Annotated in this window: 17 protein-coding genes; 6 read left to right on the forward strand and 11 right to left on the reverse strand. The window is 65.1% G+C overall.

Features of this window, described 5'->3' with window-relative positions; genetic code table 11:
- The first annotated feature begins 103 nt into the window (after positions 1-103).
- The 4 genes from LK12_RS15020 (at position 104) to LK12_RS15035 (ending at position 5,322) form a co-directional block, all read left to right on the forward strand.
- On the forward strand, positions 104-994 hold the full coding sequence (locus LK12_RS15020; RefSeq protein WP_039285762.1) for a UDP-2,3-diacylglucosamine diphosphatase: 891 nt from the start codon (positions 104-106) through the stop codon (positions 992-994).
- A complete protein-coding gene (locus LK12_RS15025) occupies positions 991-2,061 on the forward strand; it encodes a glycosyltransferase family 4 protein (protein WP_039285764.1) in 1,071 nt (356 codons plus the stop codon). Before LK12_RS15020 ends, LK12_RS15025 begins: the two co-directional genes overlap by 4 nt.
- An 82-nt stretch (positions 2,062-2,143) precedes the next feature.
- Positions 2,144-4,042 carry an outer membrane protein assembly factor BamB family protein gene (locus tag LK12_RS15030; protein ID WP_039285766.1) on the forward strand — a complete coding sequence of 633 codons (1,899 nt, stop codon included), beginning with the start codon at positions 2,144-2,146 and terminating at the stop codon, positions 4,040-4,042.
- Entirely contained in the window at positions 4,039-5,322 is a 1,284-nt protein-coding gene (locus LK12_RS15035; protein WP_039285768.1) for a hypothetical protein, read from the forward strand. The genes LK12_RS15030 and LK12_RS15035 overlap by 4 nt, the downstream gene beginning before the upstream one ends.
- Here the strand turns inward: LK12_RS15035 and LK12_RS15040 are convergent.
- From LK12_RS15040 to LK12_RS15090, 11 genes are all read right to left on the reverse strand, one after another.
- Entirely contained in the window at positions 5,319-6,125 is an 807-nt protein-coding gene (locus tag LK12_RS15040) for an IclR family transcriptional regulator (protein WP_039285771.1), read from the reverse strand. The two genes, LK12_RS15035 and LK12_RS15040, sit on opposite strands and share 4 nt — an antisense overlap.
- A 6-nt stretch (positions 6,126-6,131) precedes the next feature.
- Entirely contained in the window at positions 6,132-7,142 is a 1,011-nt protein-coding gene (locus LK12_RS15045; RefSeq protein ID WP_039285773.1) for an LLM class flavin-dependent oxidoreductase, read from the reverse strand.
- A gap of 143 nt (positions 7,143-7,285) precedes the next feature.
- The gene (phoB, locus tag LK12_RS15050; protein WP_039285775.1) at positions 7,286-7,972 is read right to left on the reverse strand and encodes a phosphate regulon transcriptional regulator PhoB; all 687 of its coding nucleotides are present in this window, start codon (positions 7,970-7,972) and stop codon (positions 7,286-7,288) included.
- Positions 7,969-8,664 (reverse strand): phosphate signaling complex protein PhoU, encoded by a 696-nt coding sequence (gene phoU, locus LK12_RS15055; RefSeq protein WP_039285776.1) that lies wholly within the window; start codon positions 8,662-8,664, stop codon positions 7,969-7,971. Before phoU ends, phoB begins: the two co-directional genes overlap by 4 nt.
- Positions 8,665-8,677: 13 nt before the next feature.
- A complete protein-coding gene (gene pstB / locus LK12_RS15060; protein WP_039285778.1) occupies positions 8,678-9,439 on the reverse strand; it encodes a phosphate ABC transporter ATP-binding protein PstB in 762 nt (253 codons plus the stop codon).
- 4 nt (positions 9,440-9,443) lie between these two features.
- Positions 9,444-10,331: a phosphate ABC transporter permease PstA gene (gene pstA, locus LK12_RS15065; RefSeq protein ID WP_039285780.1), complete on the reverse strand. Its 888-nt coding sequence runs from the start codon at positions 10,329-10,331 to the stop codon at positions 9,444-9,446.
- Complete coding sequence (pstC, locus tag LK12_RS15070) at positions 10,324-11,697, reverse strand: phosphate ABC transporter permease subunit PstC (protein WP_039285782.1); 1,374 nt, start codon at positions 11,695-11,697, stop codon at positions 10,324-10,326. Before pstC ends, pstA begins: the two co-directional genes overlap by 8 nt.
- A 20-nt stretch (positions 11,698-11,717) precedes the next feature.
- The gene (locus LK12_RS15075; protein ID WP_039285784.1) at positions 11,718-12,764 is read right to left on the reverse strand and encodes a substrate-binding domain-containing protein; all 1,047 of its coding nucleotides are present in this window, start codon (positions 12,762-12,764) and stop codon (positions 11,718-11,720) included.
- A gap of 238 nt (positions 12,765-13,002) precedes the next feature.
- Entirely contained in the window at positions 13,003-14,388 is a 1,386-nt protein-coding gene (locus LK12_RS15080; RefSeq protein WP_039285787.1) for an OprO/OprP family phosphate-selective porin, read from the reverse strand.
- 345 nt (positions 14,389-14,733) lie between these two features.
- Positions 14,734-16,137, reverse strand: coding sequence for a porin (locus LK12_RS15085; RefSeq protein ID WP_039285790.1), 1,404 nt, complete (start codon positions 16,135-16,137; stop codon positions 14,734-14,736).
- A 164-nt stretch (positions 16,138-16,301) separates the two neighbouring features.
- Positions 16,302-17,288 (reverse strand): sensor histidine kinase, encoded by a 987-nt coding sequence (locus tag LK12_RS15090; RefSeq protein WP_039285793.1) that lies wholly within the window; start codon positions 17,286-17,288, stop codon positions 16,302-16,304.
- Between the two features lie 297 nt (positions 17,289-17,585).
- On the opposite strand from LK12_RS15090, the gene zwf reads away from it, so the two are divergent.
- Entirely contained in the window at positions 17,586-19,028 is a 1,443-nt protein-coding gene (gene zwf, locus LK12_RS15095; protein ID WP_039285794.1) for a glucose-6-phosphate dehydrogenase, read from the forward strand.
- Positions 19,029-19,130: 102 nt separating this feature from the next.
- On the forward strand, positions 19,131-20,957 hold the full coding sequence (gene edd / locus LK12_RS15100) for a phosphogluconate dehydratase (RefSeq protein WP_039285796.1): 1,827 nt from the start codon (positions 19,131-19,133) through the stop codon (positions 20,955-20,957).
- The last annotated feature ends 3 nt before the right edge of the window (positions 20,958-20,960 follow it).

Here is a 20,960-nt window from a genome sequence, read left to right on the forward strand (position 1 = left end):
CTCACTGTTGAACACAGTGTCACAATTCTGACCCGCAACCGTCACGCCGACGCAACGCCGCGATGCGATAGGGAAGAGCGCTAGCAACGGGGGCTACCGAGCGATGCGTACGGAAATGGATACCCTTCTCGAAGAGCACACGAGCACCGGAAACCGCATTCCCGAGTGGCTCGACCTTCCCGATCCCAAGGGCTTTCGCCCCAAGCGCAAGTACCGCACGATCTGGATATCAGACGTCCACCTGGGCACGCGGGGCTGCAATGCGACGATGCTGGTGGACTTCCTGCGCTCGGTGGAGTGCCAGACCCTCTATCTCGTCGGAGATATCGTCGATGGCTGGCGGCTGCGCAAGGGCTGGTACTGGCCCGACGCCCACAACGAAGTGGTCCGCCGCATCCTCAAGATGGCGCATCGCGGCACCCGCGTGGTGTTCGTCGCCGGCAACCACGACGAAATGCTGCGCGACTATGCGGGGCTGACCTTCGGCGGCGTCGAACTCGCCCTGGAAGCGGTCCACGAGACGGCCGACGGGCGTAAGTTGCTGGTCACGCACGGTGACGCCTTCGACGGCGTGGTGCTCTACCACAAGTGGCTCGCGTTCCTGGGGGACAAGGCCTACTCGCTGCTGCTGCGCGCCAACATCGCCTTCAACGCCGTGCGCCGCCGGCTGAAGATGCCGTACTGGTCGCTTTCGGCCTTCATGAAGAAGAAGGTCAAGAACGCGGTCCAGTATGTGTGCAGCTACGAGGAAGCCGTGGCCAGCGAAGCGATCAACCGCGGCTTCGACGGGGTCGTGTGCGGCCATATCCACTGCGCCGAGATCCGCGAATTCAGCGGCATTACCTACTACAACGACGGCGACTGGGTGGAAAGCTGCACTGCGCTCGCCGAGGATGCCACGGGTCATGTCGCCATCATCGACTGGGTCGCCGAAACCGGCGGGCTGGCGACGACGGTCCCTGCTCTCGGCGCACCGGTCGAGCCGGCCACGTGAAGCTGGCACTGGCGACCGACGCCTGGCTCCCGCAGGTCAACGGTGTCGTCCGCTCGCTGACGGCGACACTGGATGAACTCACCCGGCGCGGCCACGACGTCGAGACGATCACGCCCGACCGTTTCCTGACCGTGCCGATGCCCGGCTATGCCTCGATCCGCCTCGCCATGGCGCCGCGTTTCGGCGTCCGGCGGATGCTGGACAAGGCGCAGCCGGAAATCGTCCATATCGCCACCGAAGGCCCCATAGGCTGGGCCGCACGCGGATGGTGCCTGTCGCGCGGAATCCCCTTCACTTCGGCGTTCCATACGCGCTTTCCCGAATACGCCGCCGTGCGCACGGGCCTGAGCGCCGAGTACTTCTGGCCGATCCTGCAGCGCTTCCACGCGCCGAGCAGCGCCGTGCTGGTTTCCACGCGAAGCCTGGCCGTGGAACTTGGCGGGCGCGGCATCGGCCATACCCGACCCTGGAGCCGCGGCATCGACCATGCGCTTTTCCGCCCCGAAGGCGAACGGCACCCGGCGATGGCCGCCCTGCCCGGCCCGGTCCTGCTGAACGTCGGCCGCGTCGCGCCGGAGAAGAACCTCGAAGCCTTCCTCTCTGCCGAAGTTCCCGGCAGCAAGGTCGTGGTCGGTGACGGGCCGGCGCTCGAAAGCCTGCAGCGCCGCTATCCCGACGTCCTGTTCCTCGGTGCGCTCTCGGGCGAAGAACTGGCCTCGGCCTATCGCGCCGCCGACTGCTTCGTCTTTCCGAGCCTGACCGACACGTTCGGTCTCGTCGTCATCGAGGCGCTCGCCTGCGGAACCCCGGTCGCGGCCTATCCGGTGACAGGTCCCAGGGACATCCTCGGCACCGATGGCCGCGGTGTCGAGAGCCCGATGCCGCAGCCGGGCGGCGCCCTGAACGACAGCCTGGAACACGCCATCGCCGCCGCCCTGACAGTAAAGCGCGCGGACGCCGCCGCGCTTGGCAGGCTCTATTCGTGGGAACGTGCCACCGACCAGTTCCTGCGGGCCATCGCCTCGGCGGTCAATGGCGGCTCCGACCGCCTGAAGGAAGCGGCCTGAAGGCCGCAGGCCGCCCTATCGTTTGACGCTTCGCGGCAATTGCTGTTCCATCTGCCGAACAAGGATTCGGGAGAGGGGTTTCATGCACACGCATCCGGCGCTGCGTCCGGCCAGGCTGATACTGGCGCTGGCGTTCTTGTTGCTCGCCTTGGCCGTGGCCCTGCCCGCTTCGCTTTCGGGCGAGACCGTCGACAATACGCCGGGCGTCATGCCCAAGCGGGATAAATTTCCCGAGGGCGAAGCAATCTACAAGGCGAACTGCGCGGCCTGCCACAACACCGGCGCCGGCCGCGCCCCTGCCCGGATCATCCTAGGTTACATGACACCGGATGCAATTGTCGCGACGCTCACCAATGGCGCCATGCAGGCGCAGGGATCGATTCTCAGCCAGGAACAGAAGGAGCAGGTCGCGCAGTTCCTTTCCGGCCAGGAACTGGGCAGCGCAAAGGCCGACCTGCCCGAACCGCCGCCCTGTACGCCCGACCACGCCGTTTTCGACCGCAAGCAGGTGCCCGCTTTTGCCGGTGCCGGCCTCGATCTTGCCGCGACCCATTCGGTCCCGACGCAGCAGGCCGGGCTGGATCGCAGCAATATCGGCCGCCTCAAGCTCAAGTGGGCCTTCGGCTTCCCTCTCGCCAACCGCGCCCGCTCGCAGCCCGCCCTGGGCGGCGGCGCCATTTTCGTCGGCAGCCATGGCGGCAAGGTCTATGCGCTCGACCGGGAAACCGGCTGCACGCGCTGGACGTTCGAAGCGGGATCGGAAGTGCGCACTGCCATAGTCCTGTCCCCATGGACGGCAGACGACACGGATTCCGTGCCGCTGGCCTTTTTCGGCGATTGGCGGGGCAATGCCTACGCGGTCGAGGCCTTCACCGGAAAGCTGGTCTGGAAAGTCCATGCGGACGAGCATCCCGCTGCGGTCATAACCGCCAGCCCCGCCCTGTACGAGGGCACGCTCTACGTCCCGATCTCGTCGCTGGAGGAAGCCTCTGCAGCCACGCCCGGCTACGTCTGCTGCTCGTTCCGCGGATCCATTCTCGCACTTGATGCCCGTACCGGCGAGGAAAAGTGGCGCAAGTGGCTGGTCGACAAGCCAGAGCCGCAGTCCGGCGGCAAGTCCCTCGGGCCATCCGGCGTCCCGGTCTGGGCAGGCATTGCCATCGATACCAAGCGCGGCAACCTCATCGTCGCGACCGGCGACAACTATACGCATCCGGCAACGGAGCTATCCGACGCGTTCGTCGCGATGGACCTCAAGACCGGCGCCATCAAGTGGCACTTCCAGGCGCTCGCAGGCGATGCCTGGAATGTCGACTGCGTCACGCCCGATCCCGACAACTGCCCGGAAGATGCCGGACCGGATTACGATTTCGGCGCGATCCCGATCCTTGCCACCGATGCCGAGGGCCGCGACTACGTGATCGGCGGGCAGAAATCGGGCATTGCCTGGGCCGTCGATGCAGAAAATGGCGACCTCATCTGGAAACGGCAGGTCGGCCGCGGCGGCATGGCCGGCGGCGTACACTTCGGCATCGCCGAGGATAGCGGCCGCGTCTATGTCGCCATCAGCGACATGCCCGACTTCGTGGAGCGTCCCTTCCCGGCAGCGCCCGGCATCCATGCGCTCGACCTCAAGACCGGCGAAGTCCTGTGGAATGCCCCTGCTCCCGAAGATGTCTGCAAAGGCCGGCCGCTCTGCCTCCCGGGCAACAGCGGCGCGATCACGGTTACGCCGGAACTGGTGCTGGCCGGCGGTGACGACGGGTACGTCCGCGCGCTCGATGCCGCGACCGGCCAGCAGCTCTGGGTCTTCGATGCCGTGCAGGACGTCCCGACCGTCAATGGCGTGCCCGCAAAGGGCGGCGCCATGAGCGGCGGCGCAGCCCCGATCGTCGACAGCGGCCAGTTGATCGTTTCGTCCGGCTACGGATTCGTCTCGAAGATGCCCGGCAACGTGCTGATGGTGTTCGAGCCGGAATGACGCAAGCCGCCATCGGCGATGCCACCGGCGTCGTCATGCCTGCAAGCGTCGAGGCCCTGCGCGAGGCGCCCGAGGAATTCCTGACGCGGGCGATGCACGCCTACGGCACGCTGGCGCCGGACAACCGGGTTCGCTCCGTCGACCGGCTGGAGCTGTTCTCCGGCGGGAACTCCGGCCAGAAGGCGCTGCTCGACGTAAGCTATGCGCAGCCGGGCGACGATTTGCCGCGCCGGCTGTTCGCCAAGTTCTCGCGCGATTTCGACGATCCCTTCCGCGACCGCCGGCGCACCGAGATCGACGGCGAAGTGCGCCTTGCCGCCTTGTCGCGCTTGCCCGCCTTTCCCGTGGCGGTCCCACGCCCGGTATTCGGCGATTTCGAGGCGGAGAGCGGCACCGGCCTGCTGGTTACCGAACGCGTCGCATTCGGCGAAGGCGCCGTCGAGCCGCTGCACGAAAAGTGCATGGATCACCTTCTTCCCGATCCCCTGGAATACTACCGGGTCCTCGTCTCGGCGCAGGGCAGGCTGGCCGCTGCCCAGCATCGTGGTGCGCTCTCCCCGCAGCTGGAAGCGCTGTTTCCCTATGATCGGGCAGTGGCCGAGGCAGACCTGCCGATCGGCTACGGGCAAGACGATCTGCAACGCAAGGTAGCGGCGCTGGGCGAATTCATCGCCGGCCATGAGCAGCTCTTTCCTGCCGAGCTTGCCGCCCCCGCCTTCCTTGCCCGGCTCGAGACAGAAGCCTGTGACTTTCTGAAGCACGAAAAGGCCGTTCGCCGGTTCCTGCAGGCCGATCCCCGCTTCATCGCCGTCTGCCACTGGAACGCCAACATCGACAATGCGTGGTTCTGGCGCGAGGCCGATGGCACATTGCATTGCGGTCTGCTCGACTGGGGCATGGTGCGGCCGATGAACGTGACGACGGGGCTCTGGGGCGGTCTATCCGCGGCGCCCACAGCGTTCCTGCGCGCGGAACTGGGCGGCTTGCTCGACCACTACCGCGATGAGTTCACGGCGCATGACGGCCCTGCCCTGGCCGGCGACCTGATGGACCTGCACTTCGACCTGTCGCTGGCACTGACGGGCCTGGCCCTGATGATGGACCTGCCCGCGCTCGTGGCCGCCCGCATGCCCGATCTCGGCAAGGCGAGCGGTCCGTTCGATCCGCTGATCCGGCGGGACAAGGTGGTCGAGGGCTTCCTGCTGGTATCGACCAATTTCCTGACGCTGTGGTCGGACCGGGGCTTTGGCCGGAGCCTGGAAAGGATGCTGGCGCTCTAGCGGAAGCCGAGGCTGCGCGAGATCGCAGCCGCTTCCTCGAGCGTCTGGCGTGCCAGCTGGTCCAGCCGGCCCTGCGCGCGTTCGCTGGGGGCCGCGACAACCAGCGCGCCGACCACGCCGCCGGCCGCATCGCGGATCACGCTGGCGGTCCCGGTGACGCCTTGCGCGGCCTGGTCGACGGTCTGGGCGTAGCCATCCTTGCGCGCCCGCTCGACGGCTTGCTCCAGCGCCTCAAGATCGATTTCCGTCGTCTCGGCAAGACGCTCAGGCGCCACCCGCTTGAGATAGGAGGAAACGGCCTCGGGCGAGCACGTCGACAGCAGCGCGCGCCCACCCGCCGTTGCATAGAAGGGACGGCGATCGCCGATCGTCACCGAATAGCGCACGACATTGCGGCTTTCGACGAGATCGACATAGGTCACCATGTCGCCCTCGTGGTCGCCCACCGCCAGCAGCACGGTCTCGCCGGTGGTCTCGCACAGGCGGCGCATGCCTTCGCGGATCAGGTCGGAACTGTGCAGGCGCCGGCGTGCTTCGGTGAGCGCGCTGCCGAGGCCGAAAGCGCCGGGGCCGAGCCGCCAGGCGCCGTCCGACGCCACCACGAGGTCTTCGTCGGCAAGACCCCGCAGCAGGGCGGCAAGGCTGCTCTTGGGCGTGCCCAGCCGGCGGCTCAGGTCGGCGAGCGAAACGGGTTCATTGCTGGCACACAGGGCCTCGAGCAGGCGGATGACGCGGGTCACCGACTGCGGGCTACCTGCCCGGCGTTCCTCGATTGCCGCTGGTTCCTGTACCCCGTCGCTCATTTGCCCTCACCGGAATGCCGGTATCACGTCCCTTGCGAAGATGCCCGCATATTCGAGGAAGCGCTCCGCAGGAAGCCCGGGCGGCATCATCATGGTGAAATGCTCCACCGGAGCCTTTTCGAGCAGCCGGTTGAAATAGGCGATCGCCTCATCCGGCGTGAAGACCTGCATGATCCCGCTGGCCTTGAAGGCATCGAGGTCCATCGGCTTCATGCCAGCATCTTCGATGCCGAACGCCTTGTCCTCGTTCATCCACGCGCCGTAGGAATTGTTGACGTGGAGGTAATAGGGGGCGAGTTCGTCCAGCGCGGCCTGCTTGTCGTGCGCGACGACCATCATCAGGCCCTGAATCCAGATTTTTGCCTGCGCCGGGTCCTTGCCCTGGCCTTCCAGCTTCTCGCGATAGAGCGGCCAGATATCGGCATTGCCGAAATATCCGTCGCCGTATTTCGCGACGCGTTCCATCGCCTTGGGCGCGAAACCGCCGATGTAGAGCGGTATCTGGCCGCGACTGGATAACGGGCTGACCTGCGCGCCCCGCACGTTGAAGAACTTGCCTTCGAAGTCGACGGTCTCGCCATCCCAGAGCCGGCGCACGACGTGCAGGAACTCGTCGAAGCGGGCGCCGCGCTTCTTGAAGTCGAGGCCGTGGGCGGCATATTCGCGGGCCCGGTACCCGATTGCCATGCCCATCGCGAGGCGGCCGCCCGAGAGGATGTCCAGCACGGCGCAGTCTTCGGCGAAGCGTACCGGCTCGTAGAGCGGCCCCAGCGCAATGCCCGATCCCAGACGCATGCGGCTGGTCCGCGCGGCGATCGCCGACAGCGCCACCATCGGCGAAGGCATGTAACCGTCGCTCGCCAGGTGATGCTCGGGCACCCAGGCGCCGTCGAAGCCGAGCGCCTCGGTTTCCACCACGGCATCGAGCACGTCACGATAGAGCTCTTCGGGCGCACGCCGCCATGGCCCCGGATTGCGGAAATCGTAGAGGTAGCCGAAGCCGAGTTTGCCAGTCATGGACGCTCTTCCCGCGATTGTAGTTTCGGGCGCGACCTTAGTGTGCTGTCAACGCCCCGCAAGGCGCGGGAGCGATCAGTGGAATGCCGATCCCAGCCATCCGTTCGGGAATCTGGCTTGTTGGAAAGAGGGGGGTACCTCCCTCAGCTCACGTCCATCGCATATCCGGCGGCCCGCACGGTGCGGATCGGGTCGGTGTCCCCGGCACGGTTGATCGCCTTGCGCAGACGGCGGATGTGGACGTCCACGGTGCGCTCGTCGATGTCGGAGTCCATGCCCCACACGCCGTCGAGGATCTGCTGGCGCGACACGACGCGGTTGGGACGCTCCATGAAATAGCGCAGCAGGCGGAATTCGGTGGGGCCGAGATGGAGCGGCTCGCCACCGCGGCGCACCCGGTGCGAGGTCGCATCGAGTTCGATATCCCCCCACTGCAGCACGTTGCCCGCCAGCGACGGGCGCGAACGGCGCAGCAACGCCTCTATGCGGGCCAGCAACTCGCGCGGGGAGAACGGCTTGGTGACATAATCGTCGGCACCGGTCTTGAGGCCGCGGATCATGTCCTCTTCCTCACCGCGCGCTGTGAGCATGATGATGGGAACCTGCGCCGTTTCCTTGTCCTTGCGGATCTGGCGGCACACTTCGATCCCGGGAACCTGCTCGATCATCCAGTCGAGAACGATGGCATCGGGTGTCTGCTCGCGCACCATCAGCAAGGCTTCCTCGCCATCACCGGTCGAGCGGACCTCGTATCCTTCTGCGCTCAAATTCCACGTCAGCAATTCGCAAAGCGCGGTGTCGTCCTCGACGACGAGCACAGTGCCGTTCATGCTATACTCCCGGTATCGTCGGTCTGGGAATCGCGTTCGGTGCAATACTCGCCGGTCGCGGCATAGTAGACCATTTCGGCGACGTTGGTTGCGTGGTCGCCGATGCGTTCCAGATTGCGGGCAATGAAGAGGAGCTGCGCGGCGCTGGTGATCGTCGCCGGATTTTCCATCATGTGTGTCAGCAGCGAGCGGAACAGTGTGTTGTAGAACTGGTCCAGCTTCTGGTCGCGGCGGATCACTTCCACTGCCAGCGTGGCATCGCGCGAGCCGTAGGCATTGAGGACATCGCGCACCATGCTCTCGGCAATGTCGGCCATCGCCGGGACCAGCGTGACGGGTTCGATCTTGTTGCGGCCTTCGAGAGCATTCACGCGCTTGGCAATGTTCTTGGCATAGTCGCCGATGCGCTCGATCACGCCGGAGATCTTGAGCGCGGCGATGACGTCGCGAAGGTCGTCGGCCATCGGCGCGCGCAGGGCGATGGTGCGCACGGCAAGGCGGTCCACCTCGGCCTCGAGCGCATCGAGCTTGGCGTCGGCGGCGACGACCTGGTTGGCCAGGGTCTCGTCATGCTGGGTGAGCGCGGTAATGGCATCGCGAATGGCGACTTCGGCGAGCCCGCCCATTTCGGCAACGAGGCCGCGAAGCTGACCGATCTCTGAATCGAATGCCTTTACGGTATGATCGACCATGGCGTTTTCCTTCTCAGCCGTAGCGGCCGGTGATGTAGTCCTTGGTCTTAACCTCGCGCGGATTGGTGAAGATTTCGCTGGTCTCACCATATTCCACGAGGTTGCCAAGGTGGAAGAAGGCCGTGCGCTGGGAAACGCGCGCGGCCTGCTGCATCGAGTGCGTGACGATGACGATGGCGTAGTTTTCCTTGAGCTCGTCGATCAGCTCCTCGATCTTCGCGGTCGCGATCGGGTCGAGCGCCGAGCACGGTTCGTCCATCAGGATCACTTCCGGGCTCACGGCGATGGCACGGGCAATGCACAAGCGCTGCTGCTGACCGCCCGACAGGGCGGTGCCGGCGTCCGACAGGCGATCCTTCACCTCTTCCCACAAACCGGCCTTGGTGAGCGCGCTCTCGACGATGGCGTCCATGTCCGCCTTGCTTGCGGCAAGGCCGTGGATGCGCGGCCCGTAGGCCACGTTCTCGTAGATCGACTTCGGGAACGGGTTGGGTTTCTGGAACACCATCCCGACCCGCGCGCGCAAGGCTACCGGGTCCATCGAGGCGGCATAGATGTCCTCGCCATCGAGCAGGATCTCGCCGGTCACGCGGGCATCGGCGATGGTGTCGTTCATCCGGTTCAGGGAACGCAGGAAGGTCGACTTGCCGCAGCCCGACGGACCGATGAAAGCCGTGACGATACCGTTGTCGATGTCGATCGAGACGTTGTCGATCGCCTTCTTCGGACCATAGTAAACGTCGACGTTTCTGGCTGTAAGCTTGGTTTCGGTCATGTCCCTACCAGCGTACTTCGAACTTGTTTCGAAGGTAGATCGCAAGGCCGTTCATCGCCAGCAGGAAGACCAGCAGGACGATGATGGCGGCGGATGTGTTCTGGACGAAGCCGGTATCGATTTCGTCCGACCACAGGAAAATCTGCATCGGCAGCACGCTGGAAGGATCGGTGACCCCGCCCGGCGGCGTAACGACGAAGGCGCGCATGCCGATCATCAGCAGCGGCGCGGTTTCGCCCAGAGCGCGGGCCATGCCGATGATGGTGCCGGTAAGAATGCCAGGTAGCGCGAGCGGCAGGACATGGTGGAACACCGTCTGCACCTTGCTCGCGCCCACGGCCAGCGCGGCGTCGCGGATCGAGGGCGGCACCGCCTTGATCGCGTTGCGGCCGGAAATGACGATCACCGGCATCGTCATCAGCGCCAGCGTCAGACCGCCGACCAGCGGCGAGGAGCGCGGCATGTCCAGCGTGTTGATGAACACCGCCAGGCCCAGCAGGCCGAAGATGATCGAAGGCACCGCGGCGAGGTTGTTGATCGACACCTCCACGAGGTCGATCCAGCGGTTCTTCGGCGCGAATTCTTCCAGGTAGATCGCGGCGAGCACGCCCATCGGGAACGAGAGCAGCAGCGTGACGAACATCGTCAGCAGCGAGCCCTTGGTCGCGCCCCAGACGCCAGCCGTATCCGGATCGGTCGAATCGGTTCCCGACAGGAAGCTCCAGTCGAGACCGCCCAGGCCGTTCTTGAGCATGATGAACAGCAGCAGCGCGAGGAACGAGAGCGACAGTACGATCGCCCCCAGCCCGAGCAGCTTGAAGCGGCGCTCTGCGGCGTTGCGGCGGCTAATGCGCTTGGCGGCCGCGTCCGATTGCCAGTGCGGATTAGTCATAAGCTTCCCGGAACTTCTTCACCACCCGCAGGGCGATGATGTTGAGCACCAGCGTGACGATGAACAGCACCAAGCCCAGCGCGAAGGCCGAAAGCGTCTTGGGGCTGTTGAACTCCTGGTCGCCGGTCAGCATCTGCACGATCTGGTAGGTCACCGTCGTCATCGAGGCGAAGGGATTGGCCGAAAGGCGCGCGGCGGCGCCGGCGGCCATGACCACGATCATGGTCTCGCCGATGGCGCGGCTGATCGCCAGCATGACACCGGCGACGATGCCGGGCAGCGCGGCCGGCAGCAGCACCTTCTTGATCGTCTCTGATCGCGTCGCGCCCAGCGCCAGCGAGCCGTCGCTCATCGAACGCGGCACTGCGGCCAGCGCATCGTCGGCCATCGAGGAGACGAACGGGATGATCATCACGCCCATGACGAGACCGGCGGCAAGCGCGCTCTCGGTCGAGGGGTTGGCCATGCCCAGCGTCGCGCCGAAATCGCGGATGATCGGCGCCACGGTGAGCGCAGCGAAATAGCCGTAGACCACGGTGGGGATGCCCGCGAGGATCTCGAGGATCGGCTTCACCCAGCGGCGAACCCGGTGCGAGGCATACTGCGTCAGGAAGATCGCGCTCATCAGGCCGAGCGGGATGGCGACGATCATGGCGATGATCGCGCCGATGTAGATCGTGCCCCAGAACAGCGGAACCGCGCCGAAATTGTCGTCGATGTCGGTGCCGATGGCATTGCCCGGCGACCAGTGGGTGCCGGTGAGGAAGGCAATCGGCGAAACGTCCTTGAAGAACATCCCAGCCTCGAACAGCAGCGAGGCGACAATGCCGAACGTGGTCAGGATTGCCATCAGCGAGGCGAGCAGGAGCAGGCCCAGCACGGCACGTTCGACATGGGTGCGAGCCCGGAAATCCGGACGTATGCGGGTAAAGCCGAAAGCGCCGCCCGCAAAGGCGACGATAGCGATGATCAAGGCCCCGATCAGACCGTAGCGCGTCTGTGCCGCGCGGAGCGGTTCGGCAATGGTCTGTGCTTCGGCGTTGAATACGGGCGCGTTGGGATTGGCCGCCAGGGTGCGCGCCTCGGCCATGATCGCGTCGCGGTGCATGGCATCTGGCGGCAAAGAGGCCGCGGCCGGATCGGCCATGACGACCGAATCGACCAGTCCCGGCATGATCGCGGACCAGGCGGCCCATGCGATCAATGCCGGAACGATGATCCAGAGCGCCATATGCCAGCCGTGGTAGTTGGGCATCGAATGCATCGAGCCCCGACCGGTATACAGCAGCCGTGCCCGGGCCCGTGCGGCAAACCAGCCGACGAGACCCAAGCCGATGACGGCCAGGAAAACCCCCGTAAGAATCATAACTGGCCGTCAGGTCCTTCTTACTTGAGTACGGACGGATCGAGCGGGGTCATGTTGGCGATGACCTCCGCATTCTTCGCGCGAACGTCGTCGGGCGAGATGACCATGCCCTTCTTCTTGAGCAGACCGTCCGGTCCCCAGAGCTTCGGCCACTCGTTGACGTACTCCTTCAGGCCCGGGATCGGCGCGAGGTGCTGCTTCTTCACGTAGATGTAGAGCGGACGTGCACCGGGATAGCTGAAGTCCGAGATCGACGCGTAGGTCGGCTCGACGTCCGAGAGCGGCACGCCCTTGAGCTTGTCGGCGTTCTCTTCGAGGAACGAGTAGCCGAAGATGCCGATGGCCTTGGGGTTCTGCGAGATCTTCTGGACGATCAGGTTGTCGTTCTCGCCGGCGTCGACATAGGGACCGTCCTCGCGGATCTGGTGGCAGACCTCTTCGTACTTGTCCTTGTCGCTCTCCTTGAGCGCCTTCATTGCGTCGTCGGTCTTGCAGCCGGCCTCGAGGATCAGTTCCTTGAGAGCGTCACGCGTGCCGGACGTCGACGGCGGACCATAGACGAGGATGGGCTCGGCCGGCAGCGACGGGTTCACGTCCTTCCAGGTCTTCGCCGTGTTCGGCTCGCCGTAGGGGTTGGCCGCCAGCGCCTTGTAGATGTCGGTCGGGGTGAGCATCATGTTCGGGCCGTCCTTCGATTCCGCGAAGGCAATGCCGTCGATGCCGACCTGGATCTCGACGATGTCGGTGACACCGTTCTTCTGGCACAGCTCGTATTCGGACTTCTTCATGCGGCGCGAGGCGTCCTCGACGTCCGGGTGCTGCGCGCCGACGCCGGCGCAGAACAGCTTCATGCCCGCGCCCGTGCCGGTCGATTCGATGACCGGCGACTTGTTGCCGGTGGTCTTGGCGTATTGCTCGGCCACGGCCGTGGCGAACGGATAGACGGTCGAGGAACCGACTGCGGTGACATAGTCACGCGCGCCGGAGCCGGCCCCGCCCGAGCCGCCGCAGGCACTGAGCGCAAGCGCGGAAACGGCAGCGAAGATGATGGTCTTGGTGGATCGCATAGTAATACCCCTCGGGCTTCATTCTGGTACGCCCCTATTGGGCTACAATGACACTTCCATGACGAAGACGTGACATTGTCGGAGCGAATCGAATTTGACGGCTAAACCTCGGTTTTCGGTCATTTTCACATCAGAGACAGGCGCCAGAGCGCCCCGGGGAGCGGCACGATCGTGCCGTTTCCCGGGGGGTCTAGGCGCGGGGCGGACGCGATGCAAGACGCCGCCCGCAACGACGCGTTCAGAAATCGATCTGCGCGCGCATGGCCACGACGTTGGCGCCGTAGGACGTGTCGCCGCTCGCAGTCGGATAGACGGCGTCGTCGTACTGCAGGCGGGCATAGTTGAGCATCAGGCGGGTGTAGGCGGTCTGGGTCCAGATAACCGAGAACTCGTATCCGTTCTGGGTTCCGCCGACGATGCCTGCATCGGTCAGATCGAGATAGTCGTAACGCGCATTGACCTGGATGGCACCGATACCGCCCTTGCCGACCGGATGGGTCGGCTTGACGCGATCGAACTTGCCGTTCTTGTAACCGCGCGAGTCGCCCTGGGTCAGGAAATAGCCCATTTCGACATAGCCGCCGAAGAAGGTGGGATCGGCAAAGCCGCTGCGCGACACCTTCTGCCAGTAGGCCTCGCCCGCGGCATGGAAAGGACCGGCAATGACGGCCGATTCGAGGCCGAGGCCGCGCTCCGAATCCGCGCCGAAAGAGCCGGTGTTGATGAAGCGTTCGCCGGTAAAGTGCTCGAACGGACGCTGGCGATACCGGACGGTCGAGCCATCCTCGACGAGCTTGGCATAATGCACCGAGCCGCCGAAGTGCAGCTGCGTATTACCGAGCTTGGGCATGTAGACCACGCGGCCGTCGACGCTGAAATCGCGGCTCGGCAGGTCGTTCATGTTGTCCGAGAACGCGCCGCCCTGCACTAGGAAGTCGCCGGTCTTGTACTGCGCGGACACGCCGAGACGCCTTTCGAAGTTGAAGGCATCGGTGAACGCCGCGCGTTCGATGAACGAGGTGTTGAGACTGCTGGTCAGTTCCTCCAACGACTGGAAATTGTTCTGGTGACCAACCACCAGTTCCAGACCGCCATCCTCGTAGCTGACATAGGCATCGGCCATTTCCGCGTCACCACCCGCGAAATCGGCTTCGACCTTGTAACCGAACCCGCCGGGGATTTCGCCCTGCACACCAAGGCGTGCGCGGCGCATCTCGCTGCCGAATCCGTCCTGGCGGCCGGTCGAGTCGGGATAGTCGCTGAAGCCGGCATCGATGTTCAGGCGCCCGCGCACCTTGAACGACCAGCCGCCTTCGCCTTCGAACTGCGGCGCGCCCTTCCACGCCACCTTGACCGGCGGTGCCTTTTCGGCGGCGGTCTTGGCTGCCGTTGCAGTTTCGGTGGCCGCCTGCGCGACCTGATTGGCCGATTCGGCCTGGGCCTGCGCCGTCGCAAGCTCAGCCTGCAGCGAATCGATCCGCTGCGCCATCGCCTGCATCTGGGCACGCATGGCGGCCAGTTCTTCCTGCACGGACGCGGCGTCGGCCGCGCTCGCCTGAGTCGGCAATGCCCAACCGGCCGAAACAGCCAGCGCCACAGCCGAAATACGTATGCTTTTCCTCACTTTTCGGGTCCTTTCGTGAACCTTCGGTTACATTTCGCTGACGCCGATATGACTGCATTGTTACGAGTACATGACACTCCGCCGGCCCAAATAAACTGTATATCGCGGAATATAGTATTGCCAATGTCTGCGCCCGCACACGATTAAATGCGTCCGGCTTCACAGTGATGGCGGCAAGGGGCAGCGCGGGCCGCGGGAAAGGCGCTGCAACACAAAATCGCCCCTGGCCGCGGTCCCCCGGAGGAGAGGGAGCCAATCCCCCTTCCTCCGAGGTTCCCAGCCAAGGGCGATGTCACGTAGCCGTTCCGGAATGCGATCCAGGACGGCCTTCAGGCGTCGAGACGCCTAGAAATCGATCTGGGCGCGCATGGCCATCGTATCCAGCGAGTAGGACCCGTCGCCGTTGGCGGTAACGACGGCGTCGTCGACCCAGGTATGGCCATAGTTCGCATAGAAGCGCAGGTGCGAAGTCGGCATCCACACCAGCGACAGGCCGGCTGTCTGCTGGTGCCCGCCCATCACGCCGGCATCGGCGAGATCGAGCCATTCGTAGCGCGTATTGAGCTGGATGGCGCCGATGCCGCCCTTGTCGATGCCCTTGCGCGGCTTGATGCGGCCAAAGGCGGCATTCGAATAGGCGATCTTGTCGTCGGTGAGCATATAGCCGCTCTCGACATAGCCGCCGTTGAACGTCGGATTGGACATGCCGGGTCGGCTGACCTTCATCCAGCGCGATTCCGCGACCGCATAGAAGCGATCGGAAATCCAGCCGGCTTCGAGCATGAGCTGGGTTTCGCCGTCGGATGCCAGACTGCCCGTGTCTATCAGCCGCAGGTTGGTCGGATGAACGAACGGACGGGCGCGATAGCGGGACGTGACGACGGAGCCACCCTGCTCGCGGTAATGCGCCGACCCGCCGATATGCAGGATACCGCCGGCGACGCGCGGCGATGCGACCACACGGGCATCCATGCTCCAACTGCGCGCGGCATCGTCGCTGATCGTCGAGAGCGTATCGCTGAACACGCCGCCCTGCACGGTGAGGATCTTGTCGCTGTACTGCGCGGCGAGGCCGAGTCGGCGCTCGAACACGAAGGCCTCGCTCACCGAGCTGCGCTCCATGAAGGCGGAATAGAGGTTCGCGGTCATGTCCTCGAAGCCGGTGAAGGGACGCTGGTTGCCCAGCATGATCTTCACCTTGCGCCCGGCCTTGTAGGTAATAATGGCATCGGCCAGCGAAACCGACGAACCGCCGACGCTCACGTCCAGCCGGTAGCCGACATTGCCGGCCATGGTGCCTTGCGCACCGATCCAGGCGCGGCGCATTTCGGTGATCGTGCCGAGATGATCGTTGCCACCGCCCGAAAGCCCCGAAGGGCCGTTGTAGCTGGCCGCATCGATCTGGATGCGTCCGCGCGGCTTGAAGCTCCAGCCGCCCTCGCCCTCGATCTGCGGCGCGCCCTTCCAGGCCACCTTGACCGGCGGCGCCTTTTCGGCGGCCACCTTGGCGGCAGAGGCGGTTTCGGTCGCGGTCAGGGCGACTTCACTGGCAGCGTCGGCTTTGGCGTTGGCGACGGCCAGTTCGCTCTCGAGCGTATCGATCCGCTGTGCCATGACCTGCATCTGCGCGCGCATGGCGGCCAGTTCTTCCTGAACCGAGGCCGCATCGGTGGCACTCGCCTGAGTCGGCAGGGCCCATCCGGCAGATACCGCCAGCGCGACCGCTGAAATGCGAAGGGTTTTCCTCACTAGTCTGGTTCCTTCCGTGAACCTTGTTTTTTCCAGCGCACCGGGCCGCGCATGCGCGGCTGACGCAGATCAAGACCTTCCACCACTGAGGAAAATTAAGTGCCGACCCCGTCCCGCTGTCGTACGCTGTGACAACGGATTAGGGCGACCCTGACAGAAAGAAGCTAAGCTTCCTTAAGCGGCAACATAAGGGAAGCTGTCGTACCCGAGCCTAAACGACTTTCGACATCGAAGCGCCCCCGGTGGCGCTCGACGATGTGCTTGACGATGGACAGGCCCAGTCCGGTGCCGCCCGCCGCACGGCTGCGACTCGTGTCGGCGCGATAGAAGCGCTCGGTGATCCGGGGCAGATGTTCGGGCGGTATCCCCTCGCCGTGATCGCGCACCATCACCAGCACCCAGCCGGTGTTCGCAGCTTCGACCGAGACTTCCACCGGCCCGCCCGGCTTGCCGTACTTGAGCGCATTGTCGATGAGATTGCGCAGGACCTGCGAAAGCTGGCCGCGGTCGCCGGCAATCACGGCATCGGCGCAATTGGCGGTTACCGTGACCTGCGCGCCGTCGCGAAACTCGCCGACCACTTCCTGCGCCAGGGCAACCAGATCGATGCGGTCAGAGGGCACCTCGTGCTTGACGGCCTCGATCCGCGACAGCGACATCAGGTCCGAAATCAGCGCCTGCATGCGCTGCGCCTCGTGACGGATGGTGCCAAGGAAGCGATTGCGCACTTCCTCGTTTCCGCCCGCCTTGGGGTTGAGCAGCGTCTCGACGTAGCCGAGGACATTGGCCAACGGCGTGCGCAGTTCATGGCTGGCATTGGCCACGAAATCGGCGTGGGATTTCGCCACGCTCACGCGCTCGGACAGGTCATAGAGACTGACCAGCCGCTCGTTCGGGCCGATGACGCGGCAGTCCACTTCCCAGACCGATCCGCCCGTCGACAGGCCCGTCACCTGGGCAGAACCGCCCTTCTCGCTGAGAATCGCCGCCACCGCGCGAGGATCGCGAATGGCGATGCGCACGTCCTGGCCGACGATATGCGCGCCCAGCAGTCCCTGCGCAGCGCTATTGGCGAACCGCACCAGCCCGCGCGAAACGACCAGCGCCGGTGTCTGCAATAGCTCGAGGAGATGGACGCCCTCGACAGTCATGCGCAAAATTCCTCCCGGTTTCCAACCGTAATGCTACGCTTTCGTGATCGTTGCTAGCGCGGCCATAGGGTTTTCAAGAGACAATCCAGTGGCAGTCCCGTTCATTATTCCGTCTTGCAGGGAATGCCGACGAACATATGCAGCGAAGCGCCAGCGATCACTGTTGACCGCTGGCCTTCCGCCCACACTCTCGTTATGCTGCAACCGCGAGGGGCAGATGGACGGCAACGTCCGGGCGTCCCGTCAGCGTTCACCAAGCCGCGAGGAGGAGCGCGGCTTCCGGATGGAAAGGTTTCTGTGACCAAATTCACTTCCGATCGCCTGCTCCTCTTCGGCGCCACAGGCGATCTGTCCCGCAGGATGCTCCTGCCGTCGCTCTGCGCGCTGGACGCAGAAGGCCTGCTCGACCCGCGTATCGAGATCGTGGGGACCGCGCGCTCCGAAATCGACGACCAGGGGTTCCGCAACTTCGCACGCGAGGCGCTCGAGCAGTTCCTGCCGGCCAACCGCCGCGGCGGCATGGCGACGTTTCTCAACCGCCTTTGCTACCAGCCGCTCGATGCCAACACGATCGAAGGATTTACGGATCTCGCTGCCAAGGTCGGGACCCCGCAGGAAGGTCTCTCGATCTTCCTTTCCACCGCGCCGAGCCTGTTCGAGCCCACCATCCGCGGGCTGCAGCAAAGCGGACTGGCCGGAGAAAACGTTCGCATCGGCCTGGAAAAGCCGCTCGGCATCGATCTGGAATCGAGCAAGGTCATCAACGATGCTGTAGCCTCTGCCTTTCCCGAAGACCGGATCTTCCGCATCGATCATTACCTGGGCAAGGAAACCGTCCAGAACCTGCTGGCGCTGCGCTTTGCCAACCTGATGTTCGAGCCGCTGTGGAATGCGGCGCATATCGACCATGTGCAGATCACCGTGGCCGAAACCGTCGGCCTGGAATCGCGCGTCGCCTACTACGACGATTCCGGCGCGCTGCGCGACATGGTGCAGAACCACATGCTTCAGCTTCTCGCGCTGGTCGCGATGGAGCCTCCGGTATCCTACGATGCCACCAACGTGCGTGACGAGAAGGTCAAGATCCTGCGCTCGCTGCGCAAGGTGAAAGTCGCGGAAACCGTGACGGGCCAGTACCGCGCCGGCGCCATCGGCGGCCAGGCAGTCCCGGGTTACGACGACGAACTGGGCAAGGATTCCGACACCGAGACCTTTGTCGCGATCAAGGCGCATATCGACAACTGGCGCTGGCAGGGCGTGCCCTTCTACCTGCGCACGGGCAAGCGCCTGCCCCGGCGCACCACCGAGATCGTCGTCCAGTTCCGCAACGTGCCGCACTCGATCTTTTCCGGACGCAGCGCGAAGATGGTGTCCAACCGGCTCGTCATCGGCATCCAGCCCAGCGAGAACATTACCCTCTCGCTCATGACCAAGGTTCCCGGCCTCGATCGCGAAGGCGTCGGCCTGCGCTCTATCCCGCTGGAAATCTCCATGCCCGATGCCTTCGCCGGGCCGCAGCGGCGCATCGCCTACGAACGTCTGCTGCTCGACCTCATCGAGGGCGACCAGACGCTGTTCGTCCGGCGCGACGAGGTGGAGGCCCAGTGGGAGTGGATCGATGCGATCCGTGCCGGCTGGGAGGAACACCAACTCGAGCCCAAGACTTATACTGCCGGAAGCTGGGGGCCGTCAGCCGCCATCGCGCTCGCCGAGCGCGACGGGGTGACCTGGCACGAATAAGCCCCGGCCGGCCCGGGATTTTGAATTGATGCCGGTACCAAGGCGCCCGCAGCAGCGCCCCGCAAGCCGATTGCGGACCGGCCAGGAAATCAGGAGTAGCCCATGAGCAACCTCAGCCCCGTGGTCGCGCGCGTCACCGATCGCATTATCGAGCGATCGAGGCCGAGCCGCAGCCGTTATCTCGAACTCGTCGAACGCGAACGGGACCGGCATTCCGACCGCAGCTTCCTTTCGTGCTCCAACCTCGCCCACGGCTTTGCCGCTGCGGGCGACGACAAGCCCGCGATTGCCACCGGCGGCGCCATCAACCTCGGCATCGTTACCGCCTACAACGACATGCTCAGCGCCCATCAGCCCTATGGCCGCTACCCCGAGCAGATGAAGCTCTTCGCCCGCGAAGTCGGCGCGACGGCACAGGTCGCAGGCGGCGTGCCCGCCATGTGTGACGGTGTGACGCAGGGCTTCGACGGCATGGAGCTGTCGCTGTTCAGCCGCGACACAATCGCCCTGTCGACGGCGGTGGCGCTCAGTCATGCGATGTTCGACGGCATGACGCTGCTCGGCATCTGCGACAAGATCGTCCCCGGCCTCGTCATCGGTGCGCTGCGCTTCGGCCACCTGCCGGCGGTCTTCGTGCCCTCGGGCCCGATGCCCAGCGGCATTTCCAACAAGGAAAAGCAGAAGACCCGCCAGCTCTACGCCGAAGGCAAGGTGGGGCGCGAGGAGCTGCTGGCGAGCGAGAGCGCGAGCTATCACACCGCCGGCACCTGCACCTTCTACGGTACCGCCAACTCCAACCAGATGATGATGGAGATGATGGGCCTGCACATTCCCGGTGCCGCCTTCGTGCCGCCGAACACCCCGCTGCGACAGGCGCTCACCCGCGCCGCCGTCCACCGCGTCGCGGCGATGAGCAAGAAGGGCAACGACTATCGCCCGATGGCCGAGCTGGTGGACGAGAAGGCAATCGTCAACGCCATCGTCGGACTGCTGGCGACCGGCGGATCGACCAACCATGCGATCCACCTGCCCGCCATGGCCCGCGCGGCCGGCGTCATCATCGACTGGGAGGACTTCGACGAACTGTCCGCCGCCGTCCCGCTGATCACCCGCGTCTATCCCAATGGCTCGGGCGACGTGAACCACTTCCACGCGGCAGGTGGGATGGCCTGGGTGGTAAAGGAGCTGCTCGGCGCCGGCCTCGCCCACGCCGACATTCTCACCGTCGCCGAAGGTGGGATGAGCGACTATGCCAGCGAACCGGTACTGATGGACGACACCCTCGCCTGGACCCCGGCGCCCGCAGAGAGCGGCGACGATACCATGCTTCGCCCGGTCTCCGATCCGTTCCAGCCGGACGGCGGGATGCGGCTCGTATCGGGCAATCTCGGCCGCGGGACGATCAAGACCAGCGCCGTCGACAAGGAACGCTGGACCATCGAGGCGCCTTGCCGCGTGTTCGATACCCAGGAAGCCGTGGCGCAGGCCTTCAAGGCGGGCGAGCTCGACAAGGACGTTATCGTCGTTGTGCGCTTCCAGGGCCCGCGCGCCAACGGCATGCCCGAACTGCACAAGCTCACCCCGCCGCTCGGCGTGCTGCAGGACCGCGGCCACAAGGTCGCGCTCGTCACCGATGGGCGCATGTCGGGCGCTTCGGGCAAGGTTCCGGCAGCGATCCACGTCACGCCCGAAGCCCTGGCCAAGGACGGCAAGCCCGGCCCCCTCGCCTATCTGCGCGATGGCGACGTGGTGCGCCTTGCCGCAGGCGATGGCGTGCTTTCCACGAGTGCCGACCTGTCATCCCGAGAGCCCGCACAGGCCCCGCCTGCCGGCATGGGCATGGGCCGCGAGCTCTTCGCCATGTTCCGCATGAACGCAGGCGGCGCCGAACAGGGCGGATCGGCGATGCTGGAGGTTGCGGGGCTGTGAGCG

It is taken from the genome of Novosphingobium malaysiense (assembly GCF_000802225.1).
GTDB lineage: Bacteria > Pseudomonadota > Alphaproteobacteria > Sphingomonadales > Sphingomonadaceae > Novosphingobium > Novosphingobium malaysiense.